The sequence below is a fragment of the Sutcliffiella deserti genome (assembly GCF_020037475.1).
GTDB classification, from domain to species: domain Bacteria; phylum Bacillota; class Bacilli; order Bacillales; family Bacillaceae_I; genus Sutcliffiella_A; species Sutcliffiella_A deserti.
This window is the reverse complement of the sequence record NZ_JAIQDB010000002.1, coordinates 496,082-509,882: the sequence shown is the minus strand read 5'-3', so window position 1 is coordinate 509,882 and position 13,801 is coordinate 496,082. Positions and strand designations below refer to the sequence as shown.

Genomic DNA, 13,801 nt, shown 5'->3' with positions numbered 1-13,801 from the left:
AAGGGACAGTATATGTTATTATTTTTTACTATATTATAAAAGATGGGTGAGCATATGAAAAACTTTAAGGAAATGGATGAAGTAGAAAGAAAAGCAAGAAAGCTTTTAGAAGAGCGTGGAGTAACGATGAATGATATTGCAGATTTAGTATACTATCTGCAATCAAAGTATCATGAAGCATTAGAAAAATCGGATTGTTTAGAAAATGTGGATCGAGTACTTTCTAAGCGGGAAGTTCAAAATACAATTCTTACTGGAATAGAGCTTGATATTTTAGCGGAGCAAGGAAAAATTCAGGAGCCCTTGCTGAAAATTCTCCAAGACGATGAAGGTTTATATGGTGTAGACGAAGTTCTTGCCTTATCTATCGTAAATGTTTATGGATCCATCGGTTTTACTAATTACGGTTATATTGATAAGCAAAAGCCGGGAATTCTTGAAACACTTAATGACAAAAGCTCAGGAAAAGTTCATACTTTTCTTGACGACATTGTTGGTGCCATCGCTGCTGCTGCATCAAGCAGGCTTGCACATAGGGCAGCAAATACGGAGTAAAATAAATGCCATGAATCCTGTTAAAATGGATTCATGGCATTTTAATTTGGTAAATCTGCTAATGATATTTACAACCAACACGGTGCTTAACAGAGCCTCTTTTATAAGTACTTTAGCCATTCCTCTAAAGAGTTGACTGTGTAGGTCGGCTTCACTAAATAGGATTCCAAATGTTCGATCGTAGTTACTCCGGTATGCACAAGAAGCGTATCTATCCCTGCATTCATTCCTGCTTTAATGTCTGTAAGGTAGTTGTCCCCAATCATTAATGTTTCTTCTCTAGGGACTCCTAATACCTTTAGCGCTTGCTCCATTATAACCTTTTCCGGTTTTCCGATGAAGGTTGGCTGGGTTTCCGTTGAAACAGTCAATACCGAAGTCAAGGAGCCGTTTCCAGGTAATAAGCCACGTTCTGTCGGAATTGCGATATCTCCATTGGTAGAGATAAACCTTGCCCCATTTCGGATATTGATACAACCTAGCGCTAGCTTTTCATAGGAGATGGTTCGATCAATTCCACTAACCACCACATCGGCATTTTCTTCAACGATTTCAAATCCCTTTTCTGTTAGGGCGGTGCGAATTCCCTCTTCACCGATTACATAGATCTTTGCATTCGGATTATAATCATATATATAATTTGCTGTCGCATTACTAGTTGTAAAAACCTGCTCGTCCAGTGTGGGAATATCAAAATCCCTCAGCTTTTGTGCAACTTGTTCTGGCGTTCTAGATGAGTTATTGGTAACAAACAAGTAAGGAATTTTTTTCTCATAAAGATGTTTTACAAATACACTTGCTTCTTCTATTTTCTCTTTGCCTCGATACATTGTACCATCTAAATCGATCAGGTACCCCTGGTAGTTTTTCATCTGTTTTCACACTCCACTTATTATCTTACAATATGTTTTTCGACAATATTGATTAGTTCATGTTAGCATATTTTCTTTCTGGCTGCTTTGAAAATAAGTTTGGATTTTAGTGGAACTCCCTGTTGTTTTTGTTTCAGATTTCACCTACCTGAGGCGGTGTTAGCAAGCCACTGAAAAAGTACATAATGTTGGGTTTGGTTTAAACACCGCTGTTACTTTCCGCAAATGGCTTCGCTTTCCACGGGGCGACCTTGAGCCTCCTCGGGCTATGCCCTGCGGGGTCTCAAGTTTGTCGCTACTCACCCGCTGGATCTACGCCATTTGCTCCAATCCACAGCTAGAAGCCACCAAAAACTGTATGTTTTCAGTTTTTCAGTGGCCTCGGTGTTAGTATCAGGAGAAGCGAATCCTGCGCAGAAAACACAAGGGTTATCTGTATTTAATTTTTAAATGCTGAGACAGGACCTAGTTCGTTTTCCAGGTAATCTCGCACAGCATCGCAAAAATTTAATACGGCTACTTTTACTTCTTCAAGTTTGTTTAAAAGATATTGATGGTCAATCTCGAGGTATTCCTGTACGAGTGTTTTTCTCATCCGTACCAGTGTCTTCAATTGCATTGCTCTTTCGTTTGTGACGACTTTTTCATCTTCTAATATGTCAATAATGTCTTCATAGCTACCTGGATCACGCATGATAAATCCGTCTATCATCGCATTTCCAACATCTAAAATCCCTTCGATGATGGATATCACGATTCTTTCCAGCGCTTTATGCTCCACTTCTGTTTCCCATTGTGGATGCTTCTGATAAATATCGATGTTTTCTTGGATATATACTAACGTTTTATCAATCTTTTCTCGATCTACAAAATACATTTGTACATCCCCTTTGCTGCATACATTTTATGTTATTGGATGTAAAATCCTTGGTCTTGCGTAAAAATAACCTTGCGCTAAGTCCACTTTGTGCTTTGAAAGTATATGCACTTCTTCCACTTTTTCTATTCCTTCTGCTACAACCAATGATCCTGTTTCATTTGCTATCATTAAAAGACCCTGTAGCATTTTCTCTTTTACCTTGCTCGTATCAATATCTTTTATAACAGAACGATCTATTTTTATGATGTCAGGCATGATCTTGCTTATAGTATGCAGGCTAGCATATCCAGCCCCCGTATCATCAACAGCAATTCTAAATCCTAATTTTCGCAGTTCTTTAATATTGTCTTCAAAATGATTTAAACCATCAGTAGAATCCTGTTCTGTAATTTCGATCGCAATATTTTTTGGATCGATTTGTGGATATTTATTAATAAGTGCTTTCACTTCCTGTAGGAGCTCCACCTCGTTTAATGTGGTAGGAGTGAAGTTTATAAAAACCGATTCTTTCATCTTACATTGATATATTAACTGAAAAGCTTTTTCTAATACAAGCTTCTCTAAATCAAAAAGCCTATTAGTTTGCTTTGCGATTGAAAATAATTGAAGCGGGTTTTCCATTATGGAGTTTTTCGGTCCCCTTGTTAGGAACTCCCAAGCTCTAATGCCACCATTTGAAACATCCATAATAGGTTGGGCCAATAATGTAATTTGTTTAAATGCAACGATTTGATTTATTTCAAATAATAATTGATGATATTGATGCTTATCGTATTTTTCTGCCATTGCCATCGCTTGTATATGGGCTTTTAGCATACACTCTGATAAAGAGTATCGATTTGATTCCAAAAACACATATCCATAATCACATAGAAGTGGCTGTTGAATCAACTTGCTGTATTTTTTCATTTCCATTGTGCTTTTTACTTTTGCTAATTTATTCTCTAAATTTAACGCACTGCGCTGACTTTCCTCTACACAAACCAATAGGGAGATTCCATCACTGTATTGGTCATGCAGACAGACTATTTCTTTGTTTTCAAAAGATTCATCTACTGCATTTCTAAGATGCACTTTCACCTTTTCTCGGTAACTTAAAAACTTACGCCTGCCAATTCTCTTGATAATTTCATCTAACCCAGGAAAATAAAAAGAAATGACAGCTATATGATATCCAGCCTTTAGTGTATATTTTACCCGTTGTTCAATGGGATCTCTCAGGGTATAAACAGGAGGATAATACCGTAAATATTTGGATGGAAGCACTAATTTTACAAGCTGTGAACCATGTTTTATGTAGGTATCTTTTATGCTTTTTAAGCTTCGCCCCATGAAGTGGCTCCCTTCTTCCATCGGTAGTTGACCTTTGGAAACCTTTTATATGAAAAGCATACTACAACGTAAATTATGTATTATTTTCTTTATTTTACCACAACAATAGGGAACTTTGTCTAAATTATCCTTGGTCGTTATAAAATAACCGAAACTAAAGAATTTTTTTGTTATACTAAAAAAAGAAGACAACTACGCTAGATTATTAGGAGGAAATAATGATGGGAGATAGATTTTTTCTTTATGACGATACAGTTGATACAAAAACACGTTTTATCAGTTTTATGGGGGATAGTACTCGCTTTGATTTAGCGATTGTAAAATCAGATCGCTATTATGGTAAAAGTCTTGTACTTAACATTCAAAGTAACCGGTTTGCTATCATTGGCAGTGATGATCTTGATGAGCCTGGCTATATTGAGCATGCGTACCAGTTATCAGAGGAAGAAGCAGAGGAACTACGGTTGTTCTTGTATGAGGTTGTTTAAAACACTTTTCTTATAGCTCCTAAATTCACTTAGCAAAATTATTAATAATCCCTTTTGTGTATGGAGAACCTAACACAAACTTCATATAAAGGGGTTGGATGATTTTGAGCAGGAAAGACAAAGAAGAATATAGTGATTTTGCAAATGTTGAAAATATGCATCACTATTTAACGCCGGAACAACTGCCGGAAGGCCCTTACGGTTCACCACGAGGAAAAGACAGTCCTGTTGAAAATAAAAGTACACCTTGGGAAGAGGAGCAGCGGTATTACAGCGCATTTAATTATGAAAATAAATCTCTTCATGATGACCTGCCAAGGCAGTTCCCTGGTGCACATCCTACTCATGATAAAAAGGGCGAAAAAGACGAACCTTATCAAAATTCCGAATGAAAAAGCCTCCTCTAGCAGTGATGTAACTGTTAGTGGAGGCTTTTAGTTTAGCGTTTTTAATCAAGCTTTTTTTACTTTTTTCAAAACGAAAAATGCACAGCCGAAATTACAATATTCATAAATATAGTCAGGAAGTGTACTTATTTTTGTGTCATGAGTCGATTTTTGATTTTGATCTTCGAAAAATCCACGCAACCTCAGCTGGTTATATCCCCAGTCGCCAACGATATAATCGTATTTATTCAGGACTTCGATATATCTGCCTTTAAAAGCTTCTTCATTAAAGCCATTTCTATTTTCTTCTACGAGTTCGTAGCAATGGTTACCTATACAAATCATTTTCGGCTCCTCCAATTCATCTGTTACCTACATTATAGACCATTCTCCATCAATTTCTAAGACAAAAATTTTTCAAAAGGGTCATGCTATAACTAAGGGGGTGTTAAACAATGAAGAAATCTCTAGCGATTATTGGAATTTGCGGGTTATCTGCCATTTTTACTACTGGCTGTCAATTTGATGCCACACCTGAAGAGCGTCAGGCCCGCAGTGAAATGTACAACCATCAAGATCAGGCTCTTAACACTAGAACTAGTAACAATATGTATCAGATGTATGATAACAGCGACAGACAACGTCAACATCAAAAACAATTCGGTTTCAAAAGAACCCAAGCTTCACCTCTTGCAACGTCACAGCAAAATAATGATAATGTGACGGGGATTAATTATGAAGAGGTGGCGAATATCATCTCTACAATGGTTGCCCAACTGCCTAATATTGAGGACGTTGCTACTCTTGTGACAGATGAAGAAGTGTTAATTGCCTATAGGACAAGTAATGACGATCGTAAAGAATCTGCAGATCAGGTTAGTAAATCTGCATTGTCTGTTGTCCCAAGGTTCTACCATGTATATGTCTCTGATGAACCTAGAATGATTAAGGATATTGAACGTTTTAGCAACTTAACCGTTTCAAGCCCAAATGTCGATAAAATTCTAGAAACTACCATTGATGATATGCTTCAATCTCCACAAGGGTATGATCTGACAGAGGGCGAAAATGGCAACGGTGAAGGAAAAGGGGAAAGAAACGAAGAACTTGAAGATGAATACAGTGAACACACAGAAAACATGAGCAACAACAGAAATAACTAATAGTACTGGATGCAAAGAAGACACACAAATAGTTAATGGAAAAAGGGTCAGCATCCTAATAGGAGGCTGACCCTTATCTTATGCTTGCGCTTGTCTTGCTTTTGCCGCTTCATTTACCTGTTCATCCGCATGGTAGGAGGAACGAACCATTGGACCAGATTGAACATGACTGAATCCTTTGGTCATGGCGATTTGGCGTAGCTCTTCAAACTCATCTGGGTGGTAATATTTTTGCACTTTAATATGCTTTTTAGAAGGCTGTAAATATTGTCCGATCGTCATAATGTCTACATCGTTTGCCCGTAGATCATCCATTGTTTCAATAATCTCTTCTTTTGTTTCCCCTAGACCAATCATCAAACTGGATTTAGTAGGGATTTCCGGTTGCAACTCTTTGGCGCGTTTAAGGACCTCTAAAGAACGGTCGTATGTTGCTCTAGCTCGAACACGTGGTGTGAGAGATCGTACCGTTTCGATATTATGATTCAAAATATCTGGTTTTGCATCCATTAACATTTTTAGGTTCTCGAACACTCCACCCATATCTGAAGGCAGTACTTCAATTGTAGTAAACGGGTTTTCTCTGCGAACTGCTCTTACGGTTTCTGCAAAAATTGCTGCCCCACCGTCTTTTAGATCATCACGGGCCACTGCCGTGATAACAGCATGCTTTAAATTCATTAGTTTAACTGACTCTGCGACACGTTCTGGTTCTTGGTGATCAAGCTCCGTAGGTAAGCCGGTTTTCACCGCACAGAATCGACATGCACGAGTACAAACTGCCCCTAAAATCATAAAAGTGGCTGTACGTCTAACAGCCCAACACTCATGAATATTAGGACATTTGGCTTCTTCACATACTGTATTTAAGTTCCGCTCTCTCATCATCTTCTTCAAACCAGTGTAATTTTCATTAGTGTTTAACTTAATCTTCAGCCAATCAGGCTTTCTTATGTATTCTTCTTTCTTTGCCATATCCTCAACTCCAACATTTTTTCATCAAAAAATAAAGCATATACTAATATTAAACCCATAGGGAAAATGACATGTTTCTCACATGTCACTTTACCAAACATCTTTCAAAGAAACAAGTGCAAAAGCTCCCAGTCACACCCTTCCAGTAATTAGTAATTATTAAATAAGAAAAAAACACCAAACTAACATTAGGAGATAAGTGTTAGTTAGCAGGAATTTTTTCAAGAGCGGAAAGGAGAAATAGAATGGTTCGTCTACTTTTATGTGTCATGTTAATAATAGGTTTTATACCATCTATAGAGAGTAAAGCATCTGCTGCAGAATTGACGGAGGATCAGATTTATGCGAAGCGCCAAGAATTGTATGTTAAAATGCAATCCCTCACGCAGATCCCTTGGCAGTATTTTGCTGCAGTTGATCAGTATGAACGAAATGTCAGGAGAGTGAGAAGGGATATCCCCAAGGCAACGGGAGTTACCGGTATCTATTACAAACCGGAAATTTGGGCAGGTCCTTTAAATCCAAATTCCCAGGATACTAATCCTGTAAGTCTTCAACTGTTTGCAGGGGTTGGGTTGGATGGAAATGGAGATGGCATCGCAGATTCTACAGATGATGAGGATGTATTATATACCTTTGCCACCTATCTACAATCATATGGAATTGATAAAGAGAATTTAAAAATAGCCTTATGGGATTATTATCAACGAGATAAAACAGTAGGACTTATCATGGGCCATTTAAAATTATATCAAACCTACGATACCCTTAAGCTTGATAAACATGCTTTCCCTCTTCCTATTCGCTCTACATTTAGCTATAAGAATACTTGGGGAGATGCAAGAGGTTGGGGAGGCCGAAGAATCCATGAAGGGACGGATATTTTTGCCGGTTATGGCATTCCAGTTCGTTCCACTTGCTATGGCATCATCGAGATTAAAGGATGGAATAAGTTCGGTGGCTGGCGGATAGGCATTCGGGACATTAATAACACTTACCATTATTTTGCCCATCTAAATGGTTTTGCAAAAGATTTGGAAGTTGGTCAGGTAGTGGAGCCTGGACAGGTAGTTGGTTCTGTTGGAAGCTCTGGGTATGGACCACCTGGAACAGCAGGTAAATTCCCTCCTCATCTACATTACGGTATGTACAAGGACAATGGCTATTCCGAGTGGTCCTTTGATCCTTTCCCACACCTAAAATCATGGGAACGTGGAGAGCGCCGTAAAAGATAGATTCAAAAAAGCTGCGGGCACGATACCCGCAGCTTTTTGTGTTCTATTATGCTTCTTGCTTACTTTTTTTCACAGCCGAGTAGATACTAACTCCGAGTCCACCCCAAAGAATTACAATTCCAAGAACCATCATAATAATTGCACTTGCATCCATTATTTATTAACCTCCTTTGAAGAAGACGAAGAAATTTCCACTTCTCCCTTGTTCCATTTAATGAAGGAAAGAGCGACTCCAACAAGTATCGCAAGTAATGCAACGATCCACCCATATTGAACCGTAAAGGCACGAGAATAGCCGTCCGCTGCACCGTAAACTTCTGAAATATTTGTCCGGATCAAGTCAACCATCATATATCCTAAGACAAGTGGAGTGATAAATGTTAGGGATATCTTCCACCAAGAACCAAGGAACCCTGTCAACTTAACGTCTGATACCTCGTTTGCATGATGCTGTAGTGGTTTTAAAGCTTTTACGAGCCAGACTACTACGATGACTTGAACAAGTCCTGCCAACGCAACACCAAATTGATTGATAAAGTAATCAACCACATCTAGTAAATTCAATCCGCCTTGGGTTGCAAATGCTAATGATAGGACCGCAGAAAGTCCACCACCGTATGCAACGGCTTTTGTTCGGGAAATTTTGAATTTATCCTGTACACCTGCTACAAACGTTTCAACAATAGAAATTAAAGAAGATAGTCCTGCGAGAACCAATGATCCAAAGAATAGGAATCCAAAAAACTGATTAAAGGCAGGAAATTCATTAATTACCTGTGGAAACACCATAAACGCTAAAGCGACGCCGCCTTTTACTACCTCATCCACACCTACACCTTGTTGGGCAGCCATAAATCCTAAGATACTGAAAACCCCGATACCGGCTAGCAATTCAAAACCGGAATTACTAAAACCGGTAATAAAGGCGTTGTTTGTAATATCCGATTTCTTCGGCAAATAACTCGAATAGGTGATCATGATGGCAAAAGCAATCGATAAACTAAAGAAAATCTGCCCGTAGGCCGCCACCCAAACCTTACCACTTGAAAGTGCTCCCCAGTCTGGTTTAAAGAAAGCATTTAACCCATCCACTGCACCATCAAGTGTTAGTGCACGAACAACAATGATTAAGAATAAGATAACCAATGCTGGAATGAAAATTTTGTTCGCTTTTTCAATACCCTTTTTAACACCTTTAAACAGTACGCCTAACGTAATAATCCAAACTAATAATAATGGAATAAGAACCGATGGTACCAAACTTCCGAATTCACCGGGAGCTGCTAGCTGTAAATAGTCTGAAACTAAGAATCCAACCGTATCATCTCCCCAGCTTAAATTAAAGGAAAACACGGAGTAAGACATCGCCCAAGCAATAATAACGGCATAATAAGTAGAAATGATAAATGCAATACCAACTTGCCACCAGCCAAGCCACTCATATTTTTTGCTCATTCTTGCATAAGAAAGTGGAGCAGAGCCACGGTACTTATGACCTAAAGTAAATTCTAAAATTAACAAAGGAATACCTGCTGTGAGAAGCGCAAATAAATATGGTAAAAAGAATGCTCCTCCTCCATTTTCATACGCAGTTGCTGGAAAACGCCAAATATTACCTAAACCGATGGCTGATCCAACCGCCGCTAAAATAAATCCTGCCCTTGTTCCCCATTGCGGTCGATTTTCCATTCTAATATCAATCCTTTCTCCTAAAACTTTTAAAATTTCCAGAAAATAGATAAAAGAATCTAAATCTTTTATTTTTTCTGACTATTTAAATTATACATAGTATAACTAGACTTTATGACTATGTCAAAAATTATTTTGTCCAATACCGATGAAAGATTTATGTTAAATAAATGTTTTGAATAATTATTCATACACCGAGGAAGAAAAGGTTAATATCACATGTTTCGCAGTAAAAATTGCATAAATATTAAATTTGAAATTGTGTTATACACTATTTTTTATGGACTTATAGCAACAAGCTTTAAAGAGCCAAACAAAAACACGCATCTCATTCTTCTAAATAAAGTTAGATGAATGAAATAACGTGTTTTTCTTTTCCTTTTATACCGTACTTCTAGCTTTAGCTTTAAAGCTAAATCCGATAATAGTAAATGCGATTGCAACAACAAGTAATCCTAATAGTGTACTGCCTGTTAGACCTAATACAATGTATCCTACTATCGCAACACCTGCACTAATTAGCGCATATGGCAATTGTGTAAGTACGTGGTCGATATGGTTACACCCAGCACCTGTTGACGATAAAATCGTTGTATCAGAAATTGGAGAGCAGTGATCTCCAAATACTGCCCCTGCTAAAACAGCAGCTAATACTGGTAAAAGTAAAGAGATGTCCGTTGCTGCAGCAATTTGGCCAGCGATTGGAAGCAACAATCCGAATGTGCCCCATGAAGTTCCAGTTGCTAGTGCCGTGAATCCTGCAATAATGAAGATAATGACAGGCAAGAATGCGATATTCATATTAGAATCTGCGACAATTCCAGCAAGATAATCACCTGTGCCTAAAGAACCAATCAACCCGCCGATTGTCCAAGCAAACAATAGAATATAAATAGCAGGCAACATGGATTTTGTCCCGGCTGCTACTCCTTTTCCAACAACATTCCCTGTTATTCCTCCAAGAGAAATTTGGCGGAATAAGAAGTAGAAGGAAACTACTAATGCAAAAATACCACCATAAAAAAGAGACGCGGACGGATCGGTATTTTCAAAAATTGCCAGTAAAGAAACGTCTCCTTCAATTGCCGTGTAACCTGTCCATAGCATTGCACCAATAACTCCTGCAAATAAAGCTACAATCGGCCAAACAAGATTGCCAATTTTCCCTTTTGAACTTGAGGGAAGATCTTCTGATAATTCACCAGGAACTTCTTTATCTGGGTCATAGAGTTGGCCGGTTTTCATCGCCCGGTCTTCATGCTTTCTCATTGGACCAATATTGATATTAAAATAGCTCACTAAAAATACCATGATAAGTGCTGAAAATACATATAAATTCATCGGAATGATTTGCAGAAATGCACTAAAAGCAGTGATATCAGTGATACCTTGCTCTAACAATACCTCTGTCCCAATTATTCCTATAATTACAGCTCCCCAACTTGAAACAGGAGAAACCACACAGATAGGAGCAGACGTAGAATCAATTAAATAGGATAGCTTTGCACGTGAAACCTTATGACGATCTGTAAGAGGTCTACTAATTTGACCTACTGCCAAAGCATTAAAATAATCATCAATGAAAATAATAATACCCAAGACTGCCGTTAATAGCTTTGACCCTCTTCTTGACTTTATTCTTGCTTGCGCCCAATCTCCAAACGCCCGGCTGCCGCCTGTTATCGAGATAAAGGCTGTGATTATTCCTAGGATAATTAAGAAAAGTAAAATATAAATATTCCATAAGTTCAACTCTTTATCCTCTACAGAATAAAATAAACCTACCACCGTATCCCAAATCAAGACAATCATCGTTAGCGGATTAAAGTCCGCCAATAATAGAGCCGCAGCTAGAATACCCGCTCCAAGCGATAGCAATACTCTTCTAGTTAAAATAACCATCAAGATTGCAAGCACTGGCGGAATTAAAGAATAAATTGTTCCTTCCAACAAAAAAACCCCCAATAAATTGTAATAGTTTGACCAATATCAAACAGCAACAATAAAGGAGGGGTTCTGAAAGAATAATAAAAAAAGTAACGATAGAAAATAACTATCATTACTTTTGTAATGGATGTTATCCTCCATCCGATCAGTAGCCCTCCATTATGAAGCCGTCCGTACCGGTCATAATGGCAGTGTTATCCTTCTTCAAGATAACCCCAGCAAAACAAGCTTGACGACTTGTTTCACTTCGGCACAGCATCCTTTTACTACCGTCTTAGGAGTCATCCTCAAGTAGCTACTTTTATGCTATGCATCCTCTACCTCATCGTATGATAAGGGAAGTATATAAAATTTCTTTTTTCACTATAACACATCTTTCCTGCAAACGACAAAGGAAATTTCTTCTGTTCTAGCTAACAGCAGACATATGGTTCTTAATATCACAATCAACAATCCCCACATCAAGATAGTCTTTCAGATTTATATCATACGGTTCCTCTATTTCGGTCCCTTCTTCTTCTATGATTCTTATGATGGGGCGTTCTGTTAAGTCTTTGTTTTGGCCAACCACCAGACCTTTTCTTCCATCGTTTAATGTGACTGTCAGTCCAAAAGGATAGATGGCAACAGATTTTCTGAAGGCTTCAATAATGGATGGCTCAAACAATGTATCCGAACCGGCATAAAGAATCTCTAACCCTTCATGCGGGAGCATCGCGCTTCGATAGATACGGTGAGAGGTAACGGCATCAAAAACGTCCGCGACCGCGAGAATTTTTCCAAAAAGATGAATATCCGGAGCTTTCACGCCTCTTGGATACCCACTCCCATTAAGTCGTTCATGATGCTGATATGCACAATGAGCCACTAGTAAAGGAATGGTGTGCATATTGCGCAAAATATCATAGCCATATGTTGTATGCTTTTTCATCTCCGTGTATTCCTCACTGGAAAGCTTTCCTGGCTTGAATAATATCTCAGCTGGAATCTGCATCTTTCCTATGTCATGAAGAATACCACCCAATCCTAATATTTCGAGATCATTTTGTGATAAACCTAACTTTAGGCCAATCGACAGTGCGTACAATGTCACATTTAAGGAATGAGTAAACACATAATTATCGTGCACATATACATCCGTTAGGAGGGAAGATACCTCATCATTTGATTTCATGTCACTAAGAAGGTGGTTAATAAGATTCTTCAGTTTTTTTGATGATTGATCCATAACAAACCATTTACTAATTGTATCTTCTTTCTCGAGCTGTTTAAAAGTGTCAGTAATGGTGGTTATCGCTTTTTTCCTTACTTTATCAGATATCATATTTGGAACATGAATATCCTTGGTCCGTGAGTCCTCTATATAAACAAAGGTTACGTGTAACTGCTGTAAACGCGAGATCATCCGCGCCGTCACAGGTACACCCTCACTTAACAAAACTCTTCCGTGATCATTATAGATCGTTTTTGCTAGCTTCATTCCCGGCTTCATGGACTTTGTGGGTATTAATCTCATAGTTTCTCCTATCTTCTTCTCGTTTCGACAAAATCTTTTATTAATTCCATTATAGTAAAAAGTAACAAATAAAACTTCAATAATCGTGAATTTTTTTAAAAAAAGACTCTTTTCGTCAGGAATTCAGCTGTAATTTCGTTAAATGGGCGGCAATTGGGTGTAGCCCTGACCAATTGACTTGAAAAAGTAAATACTTTTTCGTAAATGCAACGGGAATTTAGCAACGGGAGAGGGACGGGGGGAACGAGGGGGTGCGGGAAATTCCTTTTATGTAACACTTCGAATGATTTGCGCACGGTAAATAAATTATTTGCACCACTTCTCGGAATTTGCGCACGGATTCATGATTCATTCACCACATGGGGTTCGCGACAGTTCCGGCGTATACACAAAACCAAACAGAAAAGACCAACCCCACTGGATTGGTCCTTCTTGTTTTATATCATCTTAAGCAATGCATCCCTACCGGACATTCCCACTGTTATACCTAGATTCTCAGCTTCATACGTAACGGACTCCAAAGGGGCCTCTATTAATTGCTCAATTGTACGAACACCAACAGCTCGCCCTGCAATGATTTTGCGGTCTTTCAGCTTTTCATTTAATAAGCCAACGTCAAGGGCTCCGCACATAATATAGCCTTTGTCACTCGTTACAGCCATGAAATTTGTTTTAGGTAATTTTACCGTAATCGCCGTAAACGTTACATCATTAATCTTTATAGGTGCCATTTCAATCATAGATAGTTGTCACGCTCCCTTCC

Annotated in this window: 15 protein-coding genes and 1 riboswitch; of the genes, 5 read left to right on the top strand and 10 right to left on the bottom strand. The window is 38.4% G+C overall.

Going from position 1 to position 13,801, the window contains the following annotated elements; translation table 11 throughout:
* Window positions 1-54: 54 nt before the first annotated feature.
* Window positions 55-555, top strand: a complete 501-nt coding sequence (locus K9B36_RS07770; RefSeq protein WP_223701449.1) for a phosphatidylglycerophosphatase A family protein — start codon at window positions 55-57, stop codon at window positions 553-555.
* A gap of 101 nt (window positions 556-656) precedes the next feature.
* On the opposite strand, the gene K9B36_RS07765 is transcribed toward K9B36_RS07770, so the two are convergent.
* The 3 genes from K9B36_RS07765 to K9B36_RS07755 all read right to left on the bottom strand — a co-directional run bounded on the left by K9B36_RS07765 (window position 657) and on the right by K9B36_RS07755 (window position 3,639).
* The gene (locus K9B36_RS07765; protein ID WP_223701448.1) at window positions 657-1,427 is read right to left on the bottom strand and encodes a TIGR01457 family HAD-type hydrolase; all 771 of its coding nucleotides are present in this window, start codon (window positions 1,425-1,427) and stop codon (window positions 657-659) included.
* Between the two features lie 439 nt (window positions 1,428-1,866).
* Entirely contained in the window at window positions 1,867-2,304 is a 438-nt protein-coding gene (locus K9B36_RS07760; RefSeq protein WP_223701447.1) for a DUF86 domain-containing protein, read from the bottom strand.
* A 27-nt stretch (window positions 2,305-2,331) separates the two neighbouring features.
* Complete coding sequence (locus tag K9B36_RS07755) at window positions 2,332-3,639, bottom strand: EAL domain-containing protein (protein WP_223701446.1); 1,308 nt, start codon at window positions 3,637-3,639, stop codon at window positions 2,332-2,334.
* A gap of 221 nt (window positions 3,640-3,860) precedes the next feature.
* On the opposite strand from K9B36_RS07755, the gene K9B36_RS07750 reads away from it, so the two are divergent.
* Both K9B36_RS07750 and K9B36_RS07745 read left to right on the top strand, forming a co-directional pair.
* Window positions 3,861-4,127, top strand: a complete 267-nt coding sequence (locus K9B36_RS07750; RefSeq protein ID WP_223701445.1) for a DUF3055 domain-containing protein — start codon at window positions 3,861-3,863, stop codon at window positions 4,125-4,127.
* A gap of 98 nt (window positions 4,128-4,225) precedes the next feature.
* The gene (locus K9B36_RS07745; protein ID WP_223701444.1) at window positions 4,226-4,519 is read left to right on the top strand and encodes a cytosolic protein; all 294 of its coding nucleotides are present in this window, start codon (window positions 4,226-4,228) and stop codon (window positions 4,517-4,519) included.
* Between the two features lie 60 nt (window positions 4,520-4,579).
* Here the strand turns inward: K9B36_RS07745 and K9B36_RS07740 are convergent, their stop codons facing one another.
* Entirely contained in the window at window positions 4,580-4,858 is a 279-nt protein-coding gene (locus tag K9B36_RS07740) for a YutD family protein (protein WP_223701443.1), read from the bottom strand.
* Window positions 4,859-4,968: 110 nt separating this feature from the next.
* On the opposite strand from K9B36_RS07740, the gene K9B36_RS07735 reads away from it, so the two are divergent.
* On the top strand, window positions 4,969-5,676 hold the full coding sequence (locus tag K9B36_RS07735; RefSeq protein WP_223701442.1) for a YhcN/YlaJ family sporulation lipoprotein: 708 nt from the start codon (window positions 4,969-4,971) through the stop codon (window positions 5,674-5,676).
* A 78-nt stretch (window positions 5,677-5,754) separates the two neighbouring features.
* On the opposite strand, the gene lipA is transcribed toward K9B36_RS07735, so the two are convergent.
* Window positions 5,755-6,651: a lipoyl synthase gene (gene lipA / locus K9B36_RS07730; protein ID WP_223701441.1), complete on the bottom strand. Its 897-nt coding sequence runs from the start codon at window positions 6,649-6,651 to the stop codon at window positions 5,755-5,757.
* 269 nt (window positions 6,652-6,920) lie between these two features.
* Here lipA and K9B36_RS07725 point away from each other — a divergent pair, with 269 nt between their 5' ends.
* Entirely contained in the window at window positions 6,921-7,886 is a 966-nt protein-coding gene (locus K9B36_RS07725; protein ID WP_223701589.1) for a M23 family metallopeptidase, read from the top strand.
* 46 nt (window positions 7,887-7,932) lie between these two features.
* On the opposite strand, the gene K9B36_RS07720 is transcribed toward K9B36_RS07725, so the two are convergent.
* The 5 genes from K9B36_RS07720 to K9B36_RS07700 form a co-directional block, all read right to left on the bottom strand.
* Entirely contained in the window at window positions 7,933-8,040 is a 108-nt protein-coding gene (locus tag K9B36_RS07720) for a methionine/alanine import family NSS transporter small subunit (RefSeq protein ID WP_223701440.1), read from the bottom strand.
* Window positions 8,040-9,575 (bottom strand): sodium-dependent transporter, encoded by a 1,536-nt coding sequence (locus tag K9B36_RS07715; protein ID WP_223701439.1) that lies wholly within the window; start codon window positions 9,573-9,575, stop codon window positions 8,040-8,042. The genes K9B36_RS07720 and K9B36_RS07715 overlap by 1 nt, the downstream gene beginning before the upstream one ends.
* Before the next feature lie 381 nt (window positions 9,576-9,956).
* On the bottom strand, window positions 9,957-11,525 hold the full coding sequence (locus K9B36_RS07710) for a Na+/H+ antiporter NhaC family protein (protein WP_223701438.1): 1,569 nt from the start codon (window positions 11,523-11,525) through the stop codon (window positions 9,957-9,959).
* A gap of 138 nt (window positions 11,526-11,663) precedes the next feature.
* Window positions 11,664-11,850, bottom strand: a riboswitch (Lysine riboswitch).
* 81 nt (window positions 11,851-11,931) lie between these two features.
* Entirely contained in the window at window positions 11,932-13,038 is a 1,107-nt protein-coding gene (locus K9B36_RS07705) for an HD-GYP domain-containing protein (RefSeq protein ID WP_223701437.1), read from the bottom strand.
* Window positions 13,039-13,475: 437 nt separating this feature from the next.
* Entirely contained in the window at window positions 13,476-13,778 is a 303-nt protein-coding gene (locus K9B36_RS07700; RefSeq protein WP_223701436.1) for a YunC family protein, read from the bottom strand.
* Window positions 13,779-13,801: the final 23 nt, after the last annotated feature.

What these genes read in the sequence shown, in the direction of transcription:
- K9B36_RS07765 (WP_223701448.1), bottom strand. Translation starts at nt 1,427, where the DNA reads ATGAAAAACTACCAGGGGTACCTGATCGATTTAGATGGTACAATGTAT.
- K9B36_RS07750 (WP_223701445.1), top strand. Translation starts at nt 3,861, where the DNA reads ATGGGAGATAGATTTTTTCTTTATGACGATACAGTTGATACAAAAACA.
- K9B36_RS07760 (WP_223701447.1), bottom strand. Translation starts at nt 2,304, where the DNA reads ATGTATTTTGTAGATCGAGAAAAGATTGATAAAACGTTAGTATATATC.
- K9B36_RS07715 (WP_223701439.1), bottom strand. Translation starts at nt 9,575, where the DNA reads ATGGAAAATCGACCGCAATGGGGAACAAGGGCAGGATTTATTTTAGCG.
- K9B36_RS07705 (WP_223701437.1), bottom strand. Translation starts at nt 13,038, where the DNA reads ATGAGATTAATACCCACAAAGTCCATGAAGCCGGGAATGAAGCTAGCA.
- K9B36_RS07770 (WP_223701449.1), top strand. Translation starts at nt 55, where the DNA reads ATGAAAAACTTTAAGGAAATGGATGAAGTAGAAAGAAAAGCAAGAAAG.
- lipA (WP_223701441.1), bottom strand. Translation starts at nt 6,651, where the DNA reads ATGGCAAAGAAAGAAGAATACATAAGAAAGCCTGATTGGCTGAAGATT.
- K9B36_RS07735 (WP_223701442.1), top strand. Translation starts at nt 4,969, where the DNA reads ATGAAGAAATCTCTAGCGATTATTGGAATTTGCGGGTTATCTGCCATT.
- K9B36_RS07755 (WP_223701446.1), bottom strand. Translation starts at nt 3,639, where the DNA reads ATGGGGCGAAGCTTAAAAAGCATAAAAGATACCTACATAAAACATGGT.
- K9B36_RS07700 (WP_223701436.1), bottom strand. Translation starts at nt 13,778, where the DNA reads ATGATTGAAATGGCACCTATAAAGATTAATGATGTAACGTTTACGGCG.
- K9B36_RS07725 (WP_223701589.1), top strand. Translation starts at nt 6,921, where the DNA reads ATGTTAATAATAGGTTTTATACCATCTATAGAGAGTAAAGCATCTGCT.
- K9B36_RS07745 (WP_223701444.1), top strand. Translation starts at nt 4,226, where the DNA reads ATGATTTTGAGCAGGAAAGACAAAGAAGAATATAGTGATTTTGCAAAT.
- K9B36_RS07740 (WP_223701443.1), bottom strand. Translation starts at nt 4,858, where the DNA reads ATGATTTGTATAGGTAACCATTGCTACGAACTCGTAGAAGAAAATAGA.
- K9B36_RS07720 (WP_223701440.1), bottom strand. Translation starts at nt 8,040, where the DNA reads ATGGATGCAAGTGCAATTATTATGATGGTTCTTGGAATTGTAATTCTT.